Source organism: Bradyrhizobium sp. USDA 4504 (genome assembly GCF_054063995.1).
Genome location: NZ_JBSSGV010000001.1, coordinates 1,009,934 through 1,031,262, shown reverse-complemented (window position 1 = coordinate 1,031,262; position 21,329 = coordinate 1,009,934). Strand labels below are relative to the sequence as shown.

Annotated in this window: 16 protein-coding genes; 7 read left to right on the top strand and 9 right to left on the bottom strand. The window is 64.5% G+C overall.

Annotation, left to right across the window (positions count from 1 at the left end; all coding sequences use genetic code 11):
- The first annotated feature begins 42 nt into the window (after positions 1–42).
- The 3 genes from pncB (at position 43) to ACVMB1_RS04415 (ending at position 3,536) form a co-directional block, all read left to right on the top strand.
- A complete protein-coding gene (gene pncB, locus ACVMB1_RS04425; RefSeq protein WP_028343682.1) occupies positions 43–1,347 on the top strand; it encodes a nicotinate phosphoribosyltransferase in 1,305 nt (434 codons plus the stop codon).
- A gap of 108 nt (positions 1,348–1,455) precedes the next feature.
- Positions 1,456–2,751 (top strand): O-acetylhomoserine aminocarboxypropyltransferase, encoded by a 1,296-nt coding sequence (locus ACVMB1_RS04420; protein WP_069276947.1) that lies wholly within the window; start codon positions 1,456–1,458, stop codon positions 2,749–2,751.
- Between the two features lie 5 nt (positions 2,752–2,756).
- On the top strand, positions 2,757–3,536 hold the full coding sequence (locus tag ACVMB1_RS04415) for an alpha/beta fold hydrolase (RefSeq protein ID WP_076827218.1): 780 nt from the start codon (positions 2,757–2,759) through the stop codon (positions 3,534–3,536).
- 482 nt (positions 3,537–4,018) lie between these two features.
- Here ACVMB1_RS04415 and ACVMB1_RS04410 read toward each other — a convergent pair whose 3' ends face one another.
- Complete coding sequence (locus ACVMB1_RS04410; RefSeq protein ID WP_141341363.1) at positions 4,019–5,419, bottom strand: DASS family sodium-coupled anion symporter; 1,401 nt, start codon at positions 5,417–5,419, stop codon at positions 4,019–4,021.
- Complete coding sequence (locus ACVMB1_RS04405; protein WP_141341361.1) at positions 5,416–5,664, bottom strand: hypothetical protein; 249 nt, start codon at positions 5,662–5,664, stop codon at positions 5,416–5,418. The genes ACVMB1_RS04410 and ACVMB1_RS04405 overlap by 4 nt, the downstream gene beginning before the upstream one ends.
- Before the next feature lie 513 nt (positions 5,665–6,177).
- Here ACVMB1_RS04405 and ACVMB1_RS04400 point away from each other — a divergent pair.
- Together ACVMB1_RS04400 and ACVMB1_RS04395 are read left to right on the top strand one after the other, a co-directional pair.
- Entirely contained in the window at positions 6,178–6,834 is a 657-nt protein-coding gene (locus tag ACVMB1_RS04400; RefSeq protein WP_141341359.1) for a VIT1/CCC1 transporter family protein, read from the top strand.
- A gap of 6 nt (positions 6,835–6,840) precedes the next feature.
- Positions 6,841–7,770, top strand: a complete 930-nt coding sequence (locus ACVMB1_RS04395; protein ID WP_083714981.1) for a TorF family putative porin — start codon at positions 6,841–6,843, stop codon at positions 7,768–7,770.
- A gap of 99 nt (positions 7,771–7,869) precedes the next feature.
- On the opposite strand, the gene ACVMB1_RS04390 is transcribed toward ACVMB1_RS04395, so the two are convergent.
- The 4 genes from ACVMB1_RS04390 to ACVMB1_RS04375 all read right to left on the bottom strand — a co-directional run bounded on the left by ACVMB1_RS04390 (position 7,870) and on the right by ACVMB1_RS04375 (position 12,560).
- Positions 7,870–8,892 carry a S1C family serine protease gene (locus ACVMB1_RS04390; RefSeq protein WP_141341357.1) on the bottom strand — a complete coding sequence of 341 codons (1,023 nt, stop codon included), beginning with the start codon at positions 8,890–8,892 and terminating at the stop codon, positions 7,870–7,872.
- Positions 8,893–9,149: 257 nt separating this feature from the next.
- Positions 9,150–9,599 (bottom strand): hypothetical protein, encoded by a 450-nt coding sequence (locus ACVMB1_RS04385; protein WP_076827100.1) that lies wholly within the window; start codon positions 9,597–9,599, stop codon positions 9,150–9,152.
- A gap of 17 nt (positions 9,600–9,616) precedes the next feature.
- Positions 9,617–11,218 (bottom strand): GMC family oxidoreductase, encoded by a 1,602-nt coding sequence (locus ACVMB1_RS04380; RefSeq protein ID WP_456814102.1) that lies wholly within the window; start codon positions 11,216–11,218, stop codon positions 9,617–9,619.
- Positions 11,219–11,336: 118 nt separating this feature from the next.
- Positions 11,337–12,560, bottom strand: coding sequence for a cytochrome P450 (locus tag ACVMB1_RS04375; protein ID WP_083714982.1), 1,224 nt, complete (start codon positions 12,558–12,560; stop codon positions 11,337–11,339).
- Between the two features lie 235 nt (positions 12,561–12,795).
- Between ACVMB1_RS04375 and ACVMB1_RS04370 the strand changes: the two genes are divergently transcribed.
- Together ACVMB1_RS04370 and ACVMB1_RS04365 are read left to right on the top strand one after the other, a co-directional pair.
- The gene (locus tag ACVMB1_RS04370) at positions 12,796–14,430 is read left to right on the top strand and encodes a flavin-containing monooxygenase (RefSeq protein WP_141341355.1); all 1,635 of its coding nucleotides are present in this window, start codon (positions 12,796–12,798) and stop codon (positions 14,428–14,430) included.
- A 207-nt stretch (positions 14,431–14,637) separates the two neighbouring features.
- On the top strand, positions 14,638–15,741 hold the full coding sequence (locus tag ACVMB1_RS04365; protein ID WP_076824845.1) for an IS4 family transposase: 1,104 nt from the start codon (positions 14,638–14,640) through the stop codon (positions 15,739–15,741).
- A 238-nt stretch (positions 15,742–15,979) separates the two neighbouring features.
- On the opposite strand, the gene ACVMB1_RS04360 is transcribed toward ACVMB1_RS04365, so the two are convergent.
- From ACVMB1_RS04360 to ACVMB1_RS04350, 3 genes are all read right to left on the bottom strand, one after another.
- Positions 15,980–19,282 carry a carboxyl transferase domain-containing protein gene (locus ACVMB1_RS04360; protein WP_076824346.1) on the bottom strand — a complete coding sequence of 1,101 codons (3,303 nt, stop codon included), beginning with the start codon at positions 19,280–19,282 and terminating at the stop codon, positions 15,980–15,982.
- A 208-nt stretch (positions 19,283–19,490) separates the two neighbouring features.
- Entirely contained in the window at positions 19,491–20,375 is an 885-nt protein-coding gene (locus tag ACVMB1_RS04355) for an ABC transporter permease (RefSeq protein ID WP_076824344.1), read from the bottom strand.
- Complete coding sequence (locus tag ACVMB1_RS04350) at positions 20,372–21,328, bottom strand: ABC transporter permease (protein ID WP_057015154.1); 957 nt, start codon at positions 21,326–21,328, stop codon at positions 20,372–20,374. The genes ACVMB1_RS04355 and ACVMB1_RS04350 overlap by 4 nt, the downstream gene beginning before the upstream one ends.
- Position 21,329: the final 1 nt, after the last annotated feature.

The following is a 21,329-nucleotide window of genomic DNA, read 5'->3' as shown; positions in this document are numbered from 1 at the left end:
TACCCACTGGGCGGGCGGCGCCCGGCAGGCTAAGGTTCCCGCATGACCGTGACAGATATCGCGACCCGGACCTACAACCACGGCTGGCGGCTCGACCCGATCGTGCGCAGCCTGCTGGACACCGATTTCTACAAGCTGTTGATGCAGCAGATGATCCGGGAATGCTATCCGGACACGCGCACGACCTTTTCGGTGATCAACCGCTCGACCCATATCCGACTCGCCGAGGTCATCGACGAGGCCGAGCTGCGCGCCCAGCTCGACCACGCCCGCACCATCCGCTTCACCAAGAAGGAGCTGATCTGGCTCGCCGGTAACACGTTCTACGGCAAGACCCAGATGTTCTCGCCCGACTTCATCAACTGGCTGTCGAACTTCCGGCTGCCCGAATACGAGCTGCACAAGGTCGACGGCCAGTACGAGCTCCATTTCCACGGGCCGTGGACCCACACCACGATGTGGGAGATCCCGGCGCTCGCGATCCTCAACGAGCTGCGCTCGCGCGCGGCGACCAAGACCTACGGCCGCTTCGCGCTCGATGTTCTCTATGCGCGCGCCAAGGCAAAGCTGTGGGCCAAGGTCGAGCGGCTGCGCAAGCTGGACGGCTTGCGGCTGTCCGATTTCGGCACACGCCGCCGCCATGGCTTCCTCTGGCAGCGGTGGTGCGTCGAGGCGGTGAAGGAAGGCCTCGGCCCCTCCTTCACCGGAACGTCGAACGTGCTGCTCGCGATGGACAACGACCTCGAGGCGATCGGCACCAACGCACATGAGCTGCCGATGGTCGCGGCCGCGCTCGCCAATGACGACGAGGCGCTGCGCTGGGCGCCCTATCGCATCCTCGACCAATGGCGCCACACCTATGGCGGCAACCTCTTGATCGCGCTGCCCGATGCCTTCGGGACAAAACCGTTCCTGCGCGACGCGCCCGATTGGGTCGCCGACTGGACCGGCTTTCGTCCCGACAGCGCGCCGCCGATCACGGCCGGCGAAGAGATCATCAAATGGTGGAAGCAGAAGGGCCGCGATCCCAAGGAGAAGCTGCTGGTGTTCTCCGACGCGATGGATGTCGGCTCGATCGAGGAGACGTTCCACCATTTCAAGGGACGCGTGCGCGTCAGCTTCGGCTGGGGCACCAACCTCACCAACGATTTCGTCGGCTGCGCGCCCGACGGCACCGCCGAGCTCGACCCGATCTCGATCGTGTGCAAGGTGACGTCGGTCGACGGACGCCCGGCCGTCAAGCTCTCCGACAATCCGGAGAAGGCGACCGGCATCCCCTCCGAGGTCGAGCGCTATCTGCGCGTGTTCGGCAATGTCGGCCGTGTTCGCACCGCAGTTCACGTCTAACAAAGCGTTTTCAAGCGAAGTGGACACCGGTTCGCGTGAAGAAAACGCGTCAAACAAAAGACTCCTCGCCAACCCACCACTCCCATCGACTGACCCGACGAGTTTCGCATGCCCGCACCCAAGCCGCCTGCCTTCGAAACCCTGAGCCTGCACGCCGGCCAGCGCCCCGATCCCGCGACCGGCGCGCGCGCGGTTCCGATCTATCAGACCACGTCCTACGTGTTCCAGGATGCCGATCATGCCGCGGCGCTGTTCAATCTGGAGCGCGCCGGCCACATCTACACCCGCATCTCCAATCCGACGACCGCCGTATTGGAAGAGCGCATCGCCGCGCTCGAATGCGGCGTCGGCGCGATCTGCACCGCCAGCGGCATGGCCGCGATGCATCTTGCGATCGCGACCCTGCTCAATGCCGGCGACCACATCGTCGCCTCCGCCTCGCTCTATGGCGGCACCATCAATCTGCTGGCGCACACGCTGCCGCGGTTCGGCATCACCACGACGTTCGTGAAGCCGCGTGCGCTCGACGAATTCCGTGCCGCGATCAAGCCGAACACCCGCCTCGTGATCGGCGAGACCATCGGCAATCCCGGCCTCGAAGTACTCGATATCCCCGCGGTGGCTCAAATCGCGCATGATGCGAAGATTCCGCTTCTGATCGACAATACGTTTGCGACGCCCTATCTGAGCCAGCCGATCGAGCTCGGCGCCGACATCGCGATGAACTCGGCGACCAAATGGATGGGCGGCCACGGCATCGCGATCGGCGGCGTGATCGTCGACGGCGGCCGGTTCGACTGGCGCGCCTCCGGCAAATTCCCGCAGCTCACCGAGCCCTATGCCGGCTATCACGGCATCGTCTTCGACGAGCAGTTCGGCAAGGCCGCCTTCATCATGCGCGCCCGCACCGAGGGCCTGCGCGATTTCGGCGCCTGCCTGTCGCCGACCAACGCGTTCCAGCTCTTGCAGGGCATCGAGACGCTCGGCGTCCGCATGGATCGCCATGTCAGCAACACCCATGCGGTGCTGGACGCCCTCGCCGCGAACAAGGCGGTCGACTGGGTGCTGCATCCCTCGCTGGAAACGCATCCGGATTACGCGCTCGCCAAGAAGCTGTTGCCGCGCGGCGCCGGCTCGATCGTCAGCTTCGGCATCAAGGGCGGCCGCGCCGCCGGCAAGAAGTTCATCGAGTCCTTGAAGCTGATCAGCCATCTCGCCAATGTCGGCGACGCCAAGACGCTGGTGATCCATCCCGCCAGCACCACGCATCAGCAGATGGACGCCGAGCAGCTCAAGGCCGCCGGCATCGGCGAGGAGCTGGTGCGGCTGTCGGTCGGCATCGAAACTGCCCAGGACATCATCGACGATCTCGGCCAGGCGCTGCGCGCCTCGCAAAGGACTTGAGCGCCATGCAGCTTTCCGTGAACGGATCAGACACTTTCATCGCGACCGGCGGCAAGCCGTTCGATCCGTCGCTGCCGGCGGTGGTGATGATCCACGGCGCCGGCTTCGATTCCTCGACCTGGGCGCTGCACAGCCGCTGGTTCGCCCATCATGGCTATTCCGTGCTGGCGCCGGACCTGCCGGGCCATGGCCGCTCCGCCGGCAAGCCGCTCCCGACCATCGCCGAGATGGCCGACTGGATCGCGGCGCTGATCACGGCAGCCGGCGCGTCGAAGGCGCGGCTGATCGGCCATTCGATGGGATCGCTGATCGCGATCGAGACCTCGGCGCGGCATCCCGACAAGGTCTCCGGCCTCGCGCTGATCGGCACCGCCGCGACCATGACGGTCGGCCCCGATCTCCTGAAAGCCGCCGAAGCCAATGATGTCGCGGCGATCGACATGGTCTCGATCTGGGGCCTCGGCTTCAAGGCCGAGCTCGGCGGCAGCCTCGCGCCCGGCCTGTGGATGCACCAGGGCGCGCAGCGGGTGCTGCAGGAGGCGAAGCCCGGCGTGCTCTACAACGACCTCAACGCCTGCAACGCCTACCAGAACGCGCTCACGGCTGCTGCCGCGGTCAAGGTGCCCGCCACCTTCATCCTCGGCGAGCGCGACATGATGACCCCGGCCAAAGCCGGCAAGGCCCTCGCCGCCGCGACGTCGAATGCGCGCACCGTGGTGCTCGCGGGCGCCGGCCACATGATGATGGTCGAGCAACCCGACGAGTTGCTGGCGGCGCTGCAGTAGCGGCGCGCAAGCTCCCCTTCCCTTCTCCCCTCATGTCCGCCGTAGCCTTGGCGAAGGCGGATGTGGGAGAAGGTGGCATAGGCGGCCAATGGCCGCCGTTTCTAAACAACGCTGACGCGCAGCGTCGGCTACGGCGGCGGATGAGGAGCTCTCTCCGCAGATGAGATCGGGGAGACAGAACCCTCACCCCGCTCCGATGCTCTTGCACTCGAACTGCCGTTTGCCGCTGCTACTGTCGGTGAGGTTGGAGAACCTCCTTCGAAGGTGCGCGCCCCCAAAATATCGAAAACAACCCCATGCAAAGTAGCAGGGCGCCCGCCGGCGCGCGGAGAGGCAACTTGACATGTCGGGCAAATCAGCGATATCTTCTATTATTCCGAATTTTCGCCAAACGTCATCGCATCCGCGCGTGCGGATGCTGTCGCCGCCTCGAACCCCAGTGAACTCCCGAAGTCAGACTGGTAGGTCAAGGCTGCGCGCAGTCACGTGACCAGCAGGATCCAGGGAGTTCCGATTACAAGGAACACGGCAAGAAAGAAGAGCGTCACAAGCAGGCCAAGCCGATAGAGCTCCCGCTGTGTGAGATAGCCGCTGCTTACGAAGATGACGTTCTGGCTGCCACCCTGGGGCGTAATGACTGAGAAGTAACTGCTTGCAAACAGCAGAGCAAACGCCATCAACGGTGCGGGCACGCCTCCTCGGATGCCGACGTCAACAAAGACGCCGAGCAAAGCCAGCACCTGTGAAGTCTGACTGACAAACATGTAGTGAATTAACACATACAGTGCGACCAGTATGACGTAGGTCATCTGCCACGAAAGGCCGACGATGTAGGACGCCAGCCGCTGGCCGACGTAACCCATAAACCCGAGTTCGTTGAGCTGCCCGCTCAAGGCAAACAGCACGGCAAGCCACAGAAACGTTTCGAGGGCCTCTCCGTGTTCTGCAATGTCTTTCAATCCTATGACATTTGACATGAGCAACATTCCGAGGCCAGCGAAAGCGACGCTGGTCGAATTCAGCTGCAAGGAATCGCCAAATACCCAACCCAGGATTATGAATGCGAAGATTCCGGCCGTGATCCATTCATCGCGCTTGAGCGGACCAAGCTCCGCAAGCTCCTTGCGGGCAGCAACGGGTGCGTCGGGTGTTTGGCCAATCCCTGGCGGGAAAATGCGCGCCACAAGCCAGGGAAGCAGCAAGAGCGCAATCAGCGCAGGCACTGCGGCCACGACCAGCCACTTGCCGAAGCCGATTTCTACCCCGAACCCCTTGGCTATCTGGACCCCGAGCGGGTTGGCCGAGGTGGCGGTCATCCAAAGCGCAGACGAAACCGACAAGCTCGCCATCCCGCAGAACATGAGATAACCGCCCAGTTTACGCCCCTCGGGCTCCTCCGGTCGCGAACCGGACCCGCTGGCGACCGACAGCACTATCGGGAACAGAACCCCACCTCGCGCCGTGTTACTGGGAAAACCCGGAGCAATGATGGCGTCCGTTATGACGATACTGTAGGCAAGCCCGAGAGACGATTTGCCGAACAGACCGACCATGAACAGGCTGATCCGCCGCCCCAAGCCCGACTTCACCACGGCGAGCGCGACCAGGAAGGCAATCACGACCAGCAGCACGCTGGCGTTGGCAAAGCCCGCAAAGGCCTTCGCCGGCGAAATAGTGCCGGTCAGGACCACCGCCGCGACAGCGAGCAGCGCGGATGGGAGCAACGGAAAAGAGCCGATCAGGACCGATGCGATCGCCGATGCAAACACGGCGAACAGGTGCCAGGCGGGCGGGGTCAATCCAGCCGGAACGGGTGTCAGCCAGATGCCGACCGCCAGCATGAACGGCAACGCCGGCTTCAGGAATGTGAGGGGGCGTTTCATGGCTTGGACGTTCCTGCGCCGGGCTCACTTGGTGTTGACAGAAATCGGACCTTGCCGCTGAGCCCCATCGACTGGCCCTGAACGACACCGTCTTCGTTTTCCAGAAGAAAGCGCCAGGAGAATTCGTAGGTGCCCGTCGCACCCTTGTACCGACCGCTGCCGCCCACAAATGTCCCGACGATGCGATTGCCCTGCCGGGGTGGTTTCGCCGCGAAGCTCGCTATAGACGTGATTGTCTGTGTCATCCGTCCAGACAGCCCGTCCTGTCAGGCCGGTAGCGCTGTCGTTGAGTACGATGGCCTCAGCGCGGAAGCCCAGCGCAGGACGTGAGGACCCGTAGAGCATGAGTGATCCGCTGTAATCGGCAACCGAAGCTCGTCGATCGCCACCGAGTCCAATGTCGCGGCGGCTGCCAGCCGCGGTCCACGTTCCGCTGAACTCGTGCCACTCGGAATCTTCGGAGGCAGCTTGCACCGGCGACACAGCGCCAGCTCCCGCAAGTATAGCGCGACGAAAAGAAGAGATGATCTTTGCCAGCCATCGCGCCGGAGCCACGGCGCAGCGCGGAAGCTGCGGCCGCTCATCATCAGACAACCGCACCAGAGCGCAGCGAAAAGAAACATATTTCGCCTCCGCGTATACTTAGGGCCGGATACCTGCACGGAATTGAAATCCCGGCTTGACATGGATCAATCGATGTCAGGCGCAGAGTGCGCAGCACCTAAAGGGAGCCGAGAAGGCCAACGGGAGATGATTTCATGTCAGACGCCTCAGCGCCTCGACGCGTACTGGATCCGATGGAACGAATCTCGGAGACCTTATTCGGTCTGATTATGGCACTTACCTTCATCTGCTCCCTGAGTATCGCATCGGGTGCTGGCATCAACATTCGTACGATGCTGCTGGGAGCGCTAGGCTGCAATCTGGCCTGGGGTATTGTTGACGGCGGTCTTTATCTTCTGGCTCGTATCAATGACCGGGGTAACAAGGCTCTCACGCTTCGCGCAATCAGGCAGGCGCCCGATCCCGAAACAGCGCAGCGCATCATCTCGGATGCATTGCCGCCTCAATTGGCGGCAATCCTACCTCTGGACCGACTGGAAGTCCTTCGGAAAACTTTGCAGCAATTGCCTGAACCGTTCCTTGGTCCAAGGCTGACGAAGCGCGACTGGACGGGGGCGCTGGGCCTTTGCTTGTTGAGTTTCTTTTCGATCTTCCCGCTGACAATTCCGTTCGTGCTGCTGCGCGACCCCAGATTAGCCTTGCATGTGACCTACGTTGTCGCCATCGTGATGCTGTTCTGCTGCGGTTACGCATTTGGAGTCCGTAGCGGGTTGCGGCCCTGGATGGCAGGGCTGTCGATGGTGGCTATGGGGAGTGCACTGGTTGGCGTCGCGGTAGCTCTTGGAGGGTAAGCGACAGTGCGGCAGCGAAAAGACGCAACACGTGGTCGCTCGATCACAGGGGTGGTCGCGCTATGGCTTTTGCTTTCGACCAGCGATCTCGCTTTTGCCCAAGCCCCCAACCCAGCCGGAGCAATCGGCCTTGGTAATCGCGGATGGTCGGCGGCCGACACCAACCACACGACGTCTGCGAACGAACTGGAATTCAGCGCCCGCGCGGGACTTGCGTCCGACTACATCTATCGCGGCGTGACATTGTCCAATCACGGACCTGCAGTCGGCGCCGCCCTGGAAGCAAGATGGGGCCAGCTATATGCCGGCACAACGGTCGCCACCGTCAACCTGCCGACACAACCAGCCGCCGAGTTCACCTACACCGCTGGTATCCGTCCGACATTCGCAACCATCGATTTCGATTTTGGCGTGACCTATTTCGCCTATCCCGGAGAAAGACTTCCCGGCGAAACCAACGGAATCAATTATTGGGAGACGGTCATCCGCGGTGACCGGAAAATCAGCGAACAAGTCCGCCTTGCCGCAGGCTACGCCTATTCGCCGAACGTCTCGAACACCGGGGCCTGGAGCCAATATGTGGCAGGTGGCGTCGGCTATGATGTGCCGAGCCAATTGCTGCCGCACGACGTCGCCATATCCTTCACAACCGCTGCCGGTTATTCCTGGTTCGGCAATCAAAGCCAGCAGCTCGGCGGATTCCCTTTACCTTCCTATCTCAATTGGCAGGCGGGCGTGACCTTCACCCACAAGGCTTTCAACTTCGACCTGCGCTACTACGACACCAATCTGACGAAGGAAAACTGCTTTGTCTTTACCGGCGATCCAAACGCGCAGCCAGGCGGTCGTGTAAACCTCTCCACCAACCCGGATGGCCTGACCTCGAACTGGTGCGGCGCGACGTTTGTCGCCAAGGTCTGGTTTGCATTGAACTAGTCAGGAACTTTGGGGCTTAGGGTTGTTGCCGGGCCGCCCGGCCCGCATGCCGAGTTGCGAATGAAGTCTCTATCCGCGGAGACGGACCCCTCACCCGCTTCACTGCTTCGCCGGCTTCCTCCCGATCGGATGGATCTCGATCGCGCGCAGGCGGCCGAGGCGGAGCACGTCCATCGATAGTGTCCGATCGATCCGGCTGTGATCGAGCGCGCGGATCAGGTCGTCGACACCGTTGATCTCGATGCCGTCGAGCCTGATCACGACGTCGCCGGGCAACAGGCTCGCGCGCGCGGCCGGGCTGTCCGGTTCGATCTGCATCAGGAGCGCGCCCATCTTGTTCTCGACGCCGGCCAGCACCGCGTGGCGCCGCGGCACCGGCGCGGTCTGCCCCGCGACGCCGATATAGGCACGGCGGACATAACCGTGGCGAATGATCTCCGACAGCACGAACTGCGCGGTGTTAGAGGCGACCGCAAAGCAGATGCCCTGCGCGCCGTTGATGATCGCGGTGTTGATGCCGATCACCTCGCCCTTCGACGACACCAGCGGACCGCCGGAATTGCCGGGGTTGAGCGCGGCATCGGTCTGGATCACGTCCTCGATGGTCCTCCCGCTCACCGAACGGATCGAGCGGCCGAGCGCCGAGACCACGCCGGCGGTGACGGTCGATTCGAAGCCGAGCGGATTGCCGATCGCGACCACGAGTTGGCCGCGCCGCAGCGTCTTGGAGTTGCCGAGCGACGCGTAAGGCAGATCGCGCGCGCCATCGGCGCGCAGCAGCGCGAGGTCGGTGTCGGGATCGACGCCGAGCACATGGGCGTCGGTGACGAAGCCCTCGGTGTCGCGCAGGCGGATCTCCTTCGACGATCCGACCACGTGACTGTTGGTCAGCACGAAGCCGTCGGGCGAGATCACGATGCCCGAGCCGAGCCCGCCGCGCTCGCGCGCGTTGCGCAGCTTCGGCCCGGTCTCGACCCGGACCACGGCCGGGCCGACGCGGTCGGTGACGTCGATCACGGCATTCGAATAGGCATCCAGCAAAGCCCGGTCGTTATCCTGGGCAGCATCGGCCGTTCGCGGTGACGGCGTGTCACCGGCGGTATCTGAGGTAATATCCAGCATGGCGAGAGTCCTTTGGTCTCCTCAGATGGTGACCGGCTCCCCGCGCCGCAAGTGGTTACGCCCTGCACCTGCCCGGATGGCTAGGGCTGCGTCTCTGACGCGCGATTGACTCAGTGTCATTCCGGGGCTCGCGAAGCGAGAACCCGGAACTCGATGCACGACCTCTGGATTCCCCGATGCGCGATTGCGCATCTGAGGTTCGCGACTTCGTCGCGCCCCGGAATGACGGAATGGACTGTCAAGTCACGGACACAACGCTAGGTCGCCCGCCGCAGCGTGCCGCCGCGCGCCCTGACCGGATCGAGCAGCGACCAGTCGCCCTCCGGCAGCACATGGCCTTTCGGGAACGGCGCGCGCAGCTCGAGGCCGAGCGAGCGCAGCACGCGGTCGTCGCGGTAGTAGCATTGCAGCACCACGCGGACGAGCGTCGCCGCGGCGGCACCGCCACGGCTACGAAACTCCCGCGCCACCGCATCGCGTCCGGCATCGTCGAGCGCGGCGAGCGGCTTGCCCGCGAGATCAGCCAGATGATCCAGCGCCTGCGCGACCAGCGCGGTGTCGCGGCCGAGCGTCGCCAGCATGTCGGCCTGGATCGCGGCATCGTCCGCCCCTGGCACCTTGTACTCGTCACTTTCGGGAACGATCATCGCGGCGACGGTGCGCAGATCGGCGCGCTGGGCTGCGGTCAGTTGATTGCTATCGGACATGTCGGTCTCTGGCGGTCTCAGTAGAACAGGTTGGCGAGGCGCTGCTTCATCTGGTCGGCGATGTAGAGCGCAAGGGCCTGGATGGTGGAGGTCGGGTTCACGCCGCCCGAGGTGACGAAGATGCTGCCGTCGACGATGAAGAGGTTCTTCACGTCGTGCGAGCGGCCCCATTCGTTGACCACGGAGCGCCCGGGATCGGTGCCCATCCGCGCGGTGCCGAGCAGATGCCAGCCGCCCCACGGGATCGGATCATTGATGCAGATGTCGGTGGCGCCGGCGGCCTCGAGGATCTCCCGGCCGCGCGCCAGCCCATGGTCCATCATCTTCCGGCTGTTCGCGCTGATCGTGTAGTCGATCTTCGGCGCGGGAATGCCGTGGCTGTCCTTCAGCACGGGATCGAGCGTGACGCGGTTGTGCTCCTCCGGCAGATCCTCGCAGATCGCCGATACCGCGAGACGATGGCCGTTGAGCTTGCGGAACACGCGGTGATGATCCTTGCCCCAGGGCAGGATACCCTTCTGCTCGCTCGCGACCGCCTCGAACACCGGCCCGGCGCCGCGGCCGAACTGGATGCCGTAGCCGCGGACGAAGCCGCGCGACAGATCGGTGTCGTAGAACTCTTTGCTCCACAGGCAGGTCGGCGGCGCGCGGTTGCTGTCGGTCGGCTCCTTCACGAAGCCGTAGATCTGCGCATAGGGATGGAACATCAGGTTCTTGCCGACCAGGCCCGACGAGTTGGCGAGGCCATTGGGGAATTTGCCTGACGCCGAATTCAGCAGCAGCCGCGGCGTGCCGACGCCGTTGCAGGCGATGATGACGACCTCGGCTGGTTGAAACTGTTCGACGCCGTCCTTGTCGTAATAGACGACCCCGGAGGCCATGCCGTGCTCGTTGGTCAGGATCTCGCGCACCCGGCAGTGGGTCTTGAGCTCGACCCCGGCGCGGACCGCGTGCGGCCAGTAGGTGATGTCGGTCGAGGCCTTGGCACCCTGCGCGCAGGCCGGCGTGCAGTGGCCGAGATTGATGCAGCGCGCCCTGCCCTCGTAATCCATCGTCGCCACTGTCGTGTCCGACGGCCACCAGTGCCAGCCAAGCTTGTTCATGGCCTTGCCGATTAAGGGGCCTGACAGCCCGAGCGGCTGCTGCGGCATCGGCGGATGGCTCAGCGGCGACAGCGGATCGCCCGACAGGCCCGACGTGCCCATCATGCGATCGTTCTCCTCGAAGAACGGCGTGAGCGCGTCATAATCGATCGGCCAGTCGTCGGCGACACCATCGAGCGTCTTCACCTTGAAATCGGACGGATGCAGCCGCGGCCAGTGCGCGGTGTACATCACGGTCGAGCCGCCGACGCCGTTGAAGTTGACGACCTTGATCGGCGAATTGTCGTCGTTGATCGGATAGTCCTCGGGCCGCTTGCGGACGTTCGGGCTGGACGACCACTCGCCGTAGAACTTCGCCTCCCAGTCGCGCCCGGTGCTCGGATATTCGGCCGGATTCATCCAGCCGCCCTGATCGAGGCAGAGGATATGCATCTTGGTATCGGCGAGGCTCCAGGCCACCGCGGCGCCGGAGGCGCCGGCGCCGATGATCAGGACGTCAACGGGATCGTTCTTCATTCTTGTTCCTTGATCTTTATGACCCCGTCATTCCGGGATGGTCCGAAGGACCAGACCCGGAATCTCGAGATTCCGGGCTCGATGCTCTGCATCGCCCCGCAATGACAACCCCACAACTTCAATTGACGATTCTCGCCGGCAAGCTTCGTATACCGCGGATGAAATTGGAATAGAGCCTTTGCGGCGGGCCCATCAGCTCAAAACGCAGATCGCGCGCCAGAACCTCCTCCCAGAGGATGCGCAGCTGCTGCTCGGCGAGGCGATCGCCGACGCAGCGATGGACGCCGGCGCCGAAGGCGAGATGCTGGCGCGGCTTGGCGCGGTCGATGATGAATTCATCGGCACGCTCGATCTTGTCCTCGTCGCGGTTGCCGGAGATGTACCACATCACGACCTTGTCGCCCTTCTTGATCCGGCGGCCGGCAAGCTCGACGTCGTTGCGTGCGGTGCGGCGCATGTGCAGCACCGGCGTGTGGTAGCGGATGGTCTCGGACACCAGGTTCGGGATCAGCTCCGGCCTCGCGCGGACCAGCTCGAACTGCTCCGGGTTCTCGTACAGCGCCATCAGCCCGGCCGACATTGAGTTGCGCGTGGTGTCGTTGCCGCCGACGATCAACAGCCCGATCGTGCCGATGAACTCGCGCGGCTCCAGATTCCGCGTCGCGTCCGAATGCGCCAGCATCGAGATCAAATCGAAGGTCGGCGGCGCATCGGCCCGCGCGTCCCACAGCTTGCGGAAATATTCTCCCATCTTGACCAGTTCGGCGGTGCGTTCAGCCTCCGAACGCACCACCGCGTCGGGGGATTCGACGTTGGCGATCGCAACATCCGACCACCAGGTCAGCTTGGCGCGGTCTTCAGGGGGGAAATCGAACAGCGTCGCCAGCATCATGTTGGTGAGGTCGACCGAGACCCGCTCGGCCCAGTCGAAGGTCTCGTTGCGCGGCAGCGCATCGAGCACGGCTGAGGTGCGCTTGCGGATCAGGGCGTCGAAATTGGCAAGGTTCGACGGCGCTACGATCGGCGCCACCGTGCGGCGCTGCGCGGTATGGCCGGGCGGGTCCATCCGGATGAAGCTCGGCCGCTCCTGCCCCTTCGGCTGGTCCGTGACCTGGATACCGCCAAGCTCGGAGGCCGACGAATAGTTCTGGTGATCCAGCTCGACCGCGAAGATGTCGTCATAGCGTGTCACCGACCAGTAGGGGCCGTAGGCCGACGCCTCGCAATAATGCACGGGATCGTCGCGGCGGAGCTGCGCGAACAGCGGCCGCCAGGTGTCATCCTGGTAAAGCCGGGGATTGCTGACGTCTATGGACGTCGGCCTGCGCAGCGCCTCTCCCATCGCTTCACTCCCGTTAGGTTCCGTCGCCGCTTGGCGGGCGATCGTCGTGTCGGGCCGACGATAGAGGGAATCCCGCGGCCGAGTAAAGCCGCGGGGCGGACAGTCCGCCGCGCGGAATGCGCGCGGGCCGACGCACCCGGCAAATCCCGATAGCTGCTCCGCTCCGCGATGTTTGTCGGCAGCAGGAAGACCGGTTAGCCTTGCGGGCAATCAATCCATCGGGGAGCAACGACAGGTGGCCGAATTGCGCCAGGACAACACCGCCCAGACGGCTGCGCTGGACGACGACGTCATCATCATCGGCGCCGGCCTGTCCGGCATGTACCAGCTCCACCGGCTGCGCGAGCTTGGGCTCAGCGCGCGCGTGTTCGAGGCCGGCACCGGCGTCGGCGGCACCTGGTACTGGAACCGCTATCCCGGCGCACGTTTCGATTCCGAGAGCTATTCGTACGGCTACTCGTTCTCGAAGGAGCTGCTCGAGGAATGGGAGTGGTCGGAGCATTTCGCCGGCCAGCCCGAGACCTTGCGCTACTGCAACTATGTCGCCGACAAGTTCGACCTGCGCCGCGACATCCAGTTCGAGAGCCGCGTCGCGTCCGCGATCTACCAGGACGACACGCGAAGCTGGCGGGTCACACTCGAAAGTGGCGCGCAGCACTCCTGCCGCTTCCTGATCACCGCGATCGGCCCGTTGTCGACGCCGACCCTGCCGCGCATCGAGGGCCGCGACGATTTCAGGGGCCAATCGTTCCACACCGCGCGCTGGCCGAAGGAGAAGGTGGATTTCACCGGCAAGCGCGTCGCCGTGATCGGCACCGGCGCGACCGGCATCCAGACCATCCAGACCATCGCCGGCGAGGTCGGGCATCTCACCGTGTTCCAGCGCACCGCCAACTGGGCGGCGCCGCTGCACAACGGCAAGATCGACGCCGAGACGCAAGTCAGGATCAAGGCCGGCTATCCCGAGATCTTCGCGCGCTGCAAGGAGACCTTCGCCTGCTTCGTGCATACGCCCGATCCGCGCGGCGCGTTCGAGGTGAGCGCGGAGGAGCGCGAAGCGTTCTACGAGAAGCTCTATGGCGAGCGCGGGTTTGGCATCTGGCAAGGCAACTTCAAGGATATCCTGATCGACCGCGCGGCGAATGCGACGATCAGCGATTTCGTCGCGCGCAAGATCCGTCAGCGCGTGAAGAACCAGGCGGTCGCCGAGATGCTGATCCCGAAGAACCACGGCTTCGGCACGCGGCGGCTGCCGCTCGAGACCTTCTATTACGAGGTCTACAACCGCGACAATGTCGAGCTGGTCGATATCAAGGAGACGCCGATCGAGCGGATCACGCCCGAGGGCATCCGCACCAGCGACAAGGACTACGCCTTCGACATCATCATCTACGCCACCGGCTTCGATGCCATCACCGGCAGCTTCGACAGGATCGATTTCCGCGGCGCACACGGTGCGCGGCTGAAGGAGAAATGGACGCACGGCCCGGAAACCTATCTCGGGCTGATGGTCGACGGCTTCCCCAACATGATGATGCTGATGGGCCCGCACACCGCGCTCGGCAACATCCCGCGCAGCATCGAATACAGCGTGGATTGGGTCACCGGGCTGATCCGCTTTGCGCAGGAGAGAGGCCTGACCTTCCTCGACGCCACGCCCGAAGGCACCGCCGACTGGACCGAGCATGTCAAGGCGCTCGGCGTCGGCCTGCTCTCAAACGAGGTCGATTCCTGGATGACCGGCATCAACCGCAACGTCGAGGGCAAGCAAACCCGCATCGTCGCCCGCTACAGCGGCAGCGCCCCGGCATATCGCGCGCGATGCGACGAGGTGGCGGCGAAGGGGTATGCGGAGTTGCGGTTGGGGTAACTCTCTCAATGACGCGAGACGCCCGCCCACCCGCCGCCGTCGTCCCGGCGAAAGCCGGGACCCATAACCACAGGGTTGAGTTGTTGAAGGAGGCTATGGCCCCAGCACCGTGCAACAATGACCATCGGTGGTTATGGGTCCCGGCCTTCGCCCATAGGCGCTAAAATAGGATTTGCGCCTTGGATTCGCTTGTGATTCCAAGATGGAATGGCACACGAATCGCTTGTGAACAAAGATTGGGCGCGCGTTGTCGCCCGACTTGGCGGAGCCGAGGCTCTGAACATTAGCGCGCGCAAGACGAAGGCGTTTGTCCGTCCGCGGGAGATCAGCAATGCGGTCGACTTGCTGCGCCTGATCTTGGCTTATTGCCTTGGTGAGAAAGGGCTGCGGTTGACGGCGGCATGGGCCACGTCGGTTGGGCTTGTCGATATCTCCAACGTGGCTCTGTTGTATCGCTTACGTCAGTGCGGAGATTGGCTGGCAATCTTGGTCGAGCAGGCGCTTGCCGCCGCGGCGCCGAAGGCGAGCCGCGGTCGTCTGATCCGTATTGTTGACGCCACGACGGTCCCCAAGGCTGGGACGAGCGGCAGGAACAAGAACGCAGTGTGGCGTATCCATAGCGCGTTCGATCTTCCGCAGGAGCGCTTTGGTCACTTCGAACTGACCGATCAGCGAGCGGGCGAGACGCTGGATCGGATACCGGCGGTTGCCGGTGAGATCCGTCTTGCCGATCGCGCCTATCTGCAACCGGAGCGCATGGCGCATCTCGTCGATGCCGATGCGGACTTCGTGATCCGGGCCGGCTGGAAGAGCGCGCGCTGGCTCGATGCCGAAGGTAATCTTGTTGACCTCACTGCCGAACTGCGCAACGCCTCGGCGCGTGGCCTGATCGATCGGCCGATTTGGATAAAGCGCAAGTCAGGTGCGCCGCCGCTCGCAGTGCGTCTGGTTGCCGCGAAGAAGCCGGCGCAAGCTGCTGCGGCTGCGCGACGCAAGGCGCGCCGGACTGCACAAAAGGGAGGTCATCAGCTCTCCAGGCAAACACTTGACGCCGCAGATTGGGTGATCCTGGTGACCTCACTCAGGCCAGAGGACTTCACGACTGCAGATATCCTCGCCCTCTATCGGCTGCGATGGCGCATTGAGCTCGGCTTCAAGCGGCTGAAAAGCCTGATTGGCCTGAAGGGACCTCCCGGAACCGACGAGCGGTCCGCCAGACCCCATATCCTCGCTCATCTGCTGATCATTCTATTGCTCGAGCCGCTCGTCGACGAACTCGAAGACTCTCCCCGCTTGGCCGACGCCGCCTGACCCACCCAGTGACGTGGCGTCTGCTGCGCCAGCTCGTCGCTTCGCTACGGCAAGCGATCATTCCACAGCCCGCAATCGCTCTACTCTGCAGAGCCAGTCACGCTCTCCGGCGACATCTACGCGAGCCACCCAGACATAAGCGCCACTATCAGACTATGATCAAACTATCTTAGCGCCTATGGGCCTTCGCCGGGACGACACCGAGTTTGATGCACGATCTAACTCGCCCTACGCCACCCTACCACGCATCGATGCACGGCCGCTTGCGGTGGGTCCGCGGCTCAGCTTTCGGCACCGAGCGCAGGCCGGCCATGATCCAGTGCCTTGTGTCGGCGGGATCGATCACCTCGTCGATCTCGAGCACCGAGGCGATCGAGACCGCCTTGCCGTTGGCGTAGAGCTCGGCGACCTTGGTCTGGAAATACTTCTCGCGCTCGACCGGGTCCTCGATCGCCTCCATCTCCTTGCGGAAGCCGAGGCGGACATAGCCTTCGAGACCCATGCCGCCGAACTCGCCGGTCGGCCACGCCACCGTGAAGAACGAGGCGTGGAAGCCGCCGCCGATCATCGACTGTGCGCCGAGGCCATAGCCCTTGCGCAGCACGATGCCGAACAGCGGCACCGTGATGCTCGCGCCGGTGACGAACATCCGCGCGACGTGGCGCACGATCGCGGTCTTCTCTGCCTCGGGGCCGACCATGAAGCCCGGCGTGTCGCAGAGCGAGACGATCGGAATGTCGAAGGCGTCGCACAGCTGCATGAAGCGCGCGGCCTTGTCGCCGGCAGGTGCGTCGATCGCCCCGCCGAGATGCTTTGGATTGTTGGCGATCAGGCCGAACGGCTTGCCCTCGATGCGGATGAAGGCGGTGATCATGCCGACGCCGAAATCGCGCCGGATCTCCAGCACCGAGCCTTCGTCGGCGATCAGGTCGATCACGTTGCGGATGTCGTAGACCCGCAGGCGATTTTCCGGGATCGCACGGCGCAGCAGCCGCTGGTCCGGCGCCTTCCAGTCCTGCACCGCGCCCTGGAAGTAGGACAGATATTTCTGTGCCACCGTGGTCGCCTCGGCCTCGTCCTCGACCAGGATGTCGATCACGCCGTTCGGCGACTGGAACGAGACCGGGCCGACCTCGGCCGGATGGTAGACGCCGAGCCCGCCGCCCTCGATCATCGCCGGACCGCCCATGCCGATCGACGCATTTTTGGTGGCGATGATGACATCGCAGACGCCGAGCATCGCGGCATTGCCGGCGAAGCAATAGCCGGAGACCACGCCGACCACGGGCACCAGTCCGGAGAGTTTTGCGAACTGCACGAAGGACGGGCCGTCGAGGCCGGTCATGCCGAGCCGGTCGGTATCGCCGGGACGACCGCCGCCGCCCTCGGCGTAGAACACCAGCGGCATGCGCCACTGCTCGGCGAGGCCGAGCATGCGGTCGATCTTCTTGTGGTTCATATGGCCCTGGGTGCCGGCGAGCACGGTGTAGTCGTACGAGATCACCATGCAGCGCGCGCCGTCGGCGCCGAAATCCTTGGCGTTGACGGTGGCGACGCCTGATATCAGGCCGTCGGCCGGCGTGTTCTTGATGAGATCTTCGACCTTGCGGCGGCGGCGCTGCGCCGCGATCGCGAGCGACCCGTATTCGACGAACGAGCCCTCATCGACCAGCTGCGCGATGTTCTCGCGCGCGGTGCGCTGGTTGGTCTTCCGGCGGCGCTCGACCGAGGCCGGGCGGTTCTCGTCCAGTGTGATCGCCTTGCGCGCGATCAGCTCGGCGAGATCAGGCCGGATGTGATCGAGATCGATCGCGGCCTCCTCCGCCGCGTGATGGCCGTCGACCTCGGCAGGCTCGAAGAACAGGATCGGCTCGCCATGCATCAGGGTGACGCCGATGCCGCCCGCGATCCTGGTCACCCGGCCGCCATGCGGCGCCGTGACCAGATGCTCCATCTTCATCGATTCCAGCACCGCGATCTGCTGGCCGGGCCGAACCAGATCGCCCTCCGCGACCTCGATCGCCACGATCGTGCCCTGCAGCGGCGCCGGCACCGGGAGCGATCCCTCGGGCGCTGCTTCGGCAGCAACGGCCTTGGTCGCAGCCGCCTCGCTCACTTCGATCAAGGGTGCGGCGAGATCCTGCGCCGCGCCGACCAGCGCCGCAACATGGGTATCGATGAAGTTGGTGCTGATCTTGTTCCGGCCAAAGCTCTGGTGCGCCAGAATGGCGCCGAGGAACGGGATGTTGGTGGCGACGCCGCCGATCCGGAATTCGCGCAAGGCGCGCGATGCCTTGTGCACCACGTCGGTCCACTTTGGGCTCGGCGAATGCACGATGACTTTTGCCAGCAGCGAGTCGAACGCGGCAGAGGTCCGGTAACCGGAATAGCCGAACGTATCGACGCGAACGCCGGGGCCGGACGGCAGGTCGAACACACTGAGCGTGCCGCCGGTTGGCTTTGTGATGCCCTTCTCGTCCATCACCTCCATGTTGACGCGAAGCTGCATCGCATAGCCGCGCGGCAGCGGCACGGTGGCCTGCGCCAGCCCAAGCGAAGCGAGCGTGGCGCCGGCGGCGACCGCGAGCTGCGCGCGCACGAGGTCGACGCCGAGCACCTCCTCGGTGACGGTGTGCTCGACCTGCAGTCGCGGATTGGCCTCGATGAAGGCGAAGGCACCCTCACCTTCGCCGGCTTCGTCATCGACCAGGAATTCGAAGGTGCCGAGGTTGTCGTAGCGCGCAGCCGTGGCAAGCTGCTTCGCCGCCTCGATGATGCGCGCGCGCATTCCCTCGCTCAGCGACGGGCTCGGCGCCACCTCGATGAGCTTCTGGTTGCGGCGCTGGATGGTGCATTCGCGCTCCCAGAGATGGCTGATGACGCCGTGACGGTCGCCGATGATCTGCACCTCGATATGGCGCGCCTTGCGGATCAGCCGTTCGACATAAACCGCATCGTTGCCGAACGCCGCCTTGGCCTCCGACTGGCAGCGCGCATAGGCCTCGTCGAGCTTGGCGGCATCCTCGACCACCCGCATGCCGCGCCCACCGCCGCCGGCGATCGCCTTGATCATCACGGCGGCGCCGGCGCCGAGCGCGGCGAAGAACGCCTTTGCCTCGTCGAGACTGGTCGCGCCTGATGTGCCGGCAATGATCGGGACGCTGCATTTTTTCGCTAGCGCCTTTGCCTTGGCCTTGTCGCCGAACAGATCGAGCGCCTCTGGCGACGGGCCGACGAAGGTGATCTTCTCCTCGGCACAGCGCCGCGCCAATTGGGTGTTCTCGCTGAGGAAGCCGTAGCCTGGATGCAACGCGTGGCAGCCCGCGGCCTTGGCCGCCGCAACCACCGCCTCAATGTCGAGATAGGCCCGCGCGCCGCGGCCGGGGATCTCGCGCGCCTCGTCGGCGGATCGGACATGCAGCGAGGCGGCATCGTCGGCGGGATAGATCGCGACGGTCGCGATGCCGCTGTCGGCAGCGGCGCGGGCAATCCGGATCGCGATCTCACCGCGGTTGGCAATCAGCAATTTCTTGAAGGACATGATCGGTTCCGTAAGTTTGCTCACCTCGCCCCGCTTGCGGGGAGAGGTCGAAATTTGCGCGCAGCGCGAATTTCGGGTGAGGGGGACTCTCCGCGAGCTCGCCTGCGGAGACTCCCCCTCACCCGAAGCCTACGCTTCGCTTCGGCTTCGACCTCTCCCTGCAAGCGGGGCGAGGTGATGAGCGCGCGGCATCCCGTACACATTTGCACTAGCGATCCTTCATGGTCGGATCGAGCACGACACGCAAGGATTCCCCGAGCGCATTGAACGCCAGGGAGACGACGAGAATGGCAAGACCCGGCGCATACATCTGCTCCGGGGCGATTTCCATGTATTGATAGGCGCGCGCCAGCATCGCGCCCCAGCTCGGGTCCGGCGGCTGGATGCCGAGGCCGAGGAACGACAGGCTGGCTTCGGCCAAGAGGGCAGCGGCGAGCAAGAGCGTCACTTGCACGATGACCGGCTGCAGCGTGTTCGGCAGCACGTGCCGCCACAGCACATGCCATGTCGGCGCGCCGAAGCCTCTGCAGGCATCGACATAGAGCTCCTGCCGCACGATCAGCGTGCGGGCGCGGACGATGCGCGCCAGCGCCGGAAACATCGTGATGCCGACCGCGATCATGCCGTTGGTCAGCCCGATGCCGAGCGCGCCGGTGACGGCGATCGCCAGCACGATGGCGGGGAACGACAGGAAGGTGTCGATGATGCGGCTGATGATGTCGTCGATCCAGCCGCCGAAATAGCCGGCGATCAGGCCGACCGGCAGCCCGATCAGGACCGCGACGCCGACCGCAAGCAGGCTAGCATAGACGGTGGCCGGCGCGCCGTAGATCAAGCGGGAGAAGATGTCGCGGCCGAGGTCGTCGGTGCCGAGCAGATGGGCCGGCCCCGGCGGCGCCAGCATGTTGTTGACGTCCTGCGCGGTCGGCGCATAGGGCGCGATCCAGGGCGCGCCGATTGCGACGACGACGAGCACCACGAGCACCAGGATCGACAGCGCGGCGCGGAGGTCGCCGGCGAGCCAGCGCGCAAAGCGCCGCAGTCGCGTCGGCCGCGCCGGTGCCTTCAGGGGTGCAAGCGCCACCTCGGTCATTGCTCGATCCTCGGATCGACCGCGGCGCAGAGCAAATCGGTGATCAGGTTCACCGCGATCACAACCACCACCATGGTGAAGACGACGCCTTGCACGATCGGGAAATCGCGCTGGATCGCGCCGCGCACGATCAGGCTGCCCAGGCCGGGAATGGCGAACACCGCCTCGATCACCACGGTCGCCGCCAGCATGCGGTTGACCAAAAGGCTGATGATGGTGAGCAGATTGACGCCGACATTCTTCAGGCCGTGCTGCCAGAGGATGCGGGACATCGACAGCCCCTTGGCATGCAGCGTGCGGACATATTGCGATGACAGCACCTCCAGCAGCGCCCCGCGCAGCTGGCGCGCCACCTCGGCCATACCGTAGGCCGCGATCGCGATGCCAGGCAGCAGCGCATGCCTGATCGCATCGACCGGCGAGGCGCTGAAGGATTTTGCGCCGGTCGCCGGCAGCCAGTTCAGCTTCAGCGAGAATTCCGCCACCAGGATCATCGCGAGCCAGAAGCCGGGCACCGCGACGCCGAGCGACGCCAGCATGCTGATCAGCTTGTCGATCCAGCCGTTCGGCTTGATCGCGGCCATCACGCCCATCGGGATGCCGGTGACCAGCGCCAGCGCCAGCGCGATCACGACGATCAGCAGCGTGTTCGGAAACGCGCGCCCGATCGAGTCCGCGACCTTCTCGCCGGTCAATAGCGATTGCGAGAGATCGCCTTGCGCGACATTGCCGAGCCAGGCGCCGTATTGCACCAGGAACGGGCGGTCGAGGCCGTAGATCTTCCTGATCTCGGTGATCCGCGCGTCGGTCGCGTTGTCGCCCGCCAGCGTCACGGCGATGTCGCCGGGCACCAGCTTGAGTAGCGCGAACACCATGAAGGTCGCGAGCAGGATCACCGGCAGCGCCTGCACGAGGCGGCTGCCGACGACCTTGACCGGTGACCGTCGCGCCATC

Bases quoted from the DNA above. Each gene is read 5' to 3' on its own strand.
- pncB (WP_028343682.1), top strand. From the start codon at position 43: ATGACCGTGACAGATATCGCGACCCGGACCTACAACCACGGCTGGCGG.
- ACVMB1_RS04390 (WP_141341357.1), bottom strand. From the start codon at position 8,892: ATGCTGGATATTACCTCAGATACCGCCGGTGACACGCCGTCACCGCGA.
- ACVMB1_RS04400 (WP_141341359.1), top strand. From the start codon at position 6,178: ATGTCAGACGCCTCAGCGCCTCGACGCGTACTGGATCCGATGGAACGA.
- ACVMB1_RS04415 (WP_076827218.1), top strand. From the start codon at position 2,757: ATGCAGCTTTCCGTGAACGGATCAGACACTTTCATCGCGACCGGCGGC.
- ACVMB1_RS04420 (WP_069276947.1), top strand. From the start codon at position 1,456: ATGCCCGCACCCAAGCCGCCTGCCTTCGAAACCCTGAGCCTGCACGCC.
- ACVMB1_RS04375 (WP_083714982.1), bottom strand. From the start codon at position 12,560: ATGGGAGAGGCGCTGCGCAGGCCGACGTCCATAGACGTCAGCAATCCC.
- ACVMB1_RS04410 (WP_141341363.1), bottom strand. From the start codon at position 5,419: ATGAAACGCCCCCTCACATTCCTGAAGCCGGCGTTGCCGTTCATGCTG.
- ACVMB1_RS04360 (WP_076824346.1), bottom strand. From the start codon at position 19,282: ATGTCCTTCAAGAAATTGCTGATTGCCAACCGCGGTGAGATCGCGATC.
- ACVMB1_RS04405 (WP_141341361.1), bottom strand. From the start codon at position 5,664: ATGACACAGACAATCACGTCTATAGCGAGCTTCGCGGCGAAACCACCC.
- ACVMB1_RS04365 (WP_076824845.1), top strand. From the start codon at position 14,638: ATGGCACACGAATCGCTTGTGAACAAAGATTGGGCGCGCGTTGTCGCC.
- ACVMB1_RS04380 (WP_456814102.1), bottom strand. From the start codon at position 11,218: ATGAAGAACGATCCCGTTGACGTCCTGATCATCGGCGCCGGCGCCTCC.
- ACVMB1_RS04385 (WP_076827100.1), bottom strand. From the start codon at position 9,599: ATGTCCGATAGCAATCAACTGACCGCAGCCCAGCGCGCCGATCTGCGC.
- ACVMB1_RS04350 (WP_057015154.1), bottom strand. From the start codon at position 21,328: ATGGCGCGACGGTCACCGGTCAAGGTCGTCGGCAGCCGCCTCGTGCAG.
- ACVMB1_RS04355 (WP_076824344.1), bottom strand. From the start codon at position 20,375: ATGACCGAGGTGGCGCTTGCACCCCTGAAGGCACCGGCGCGGCCGACG.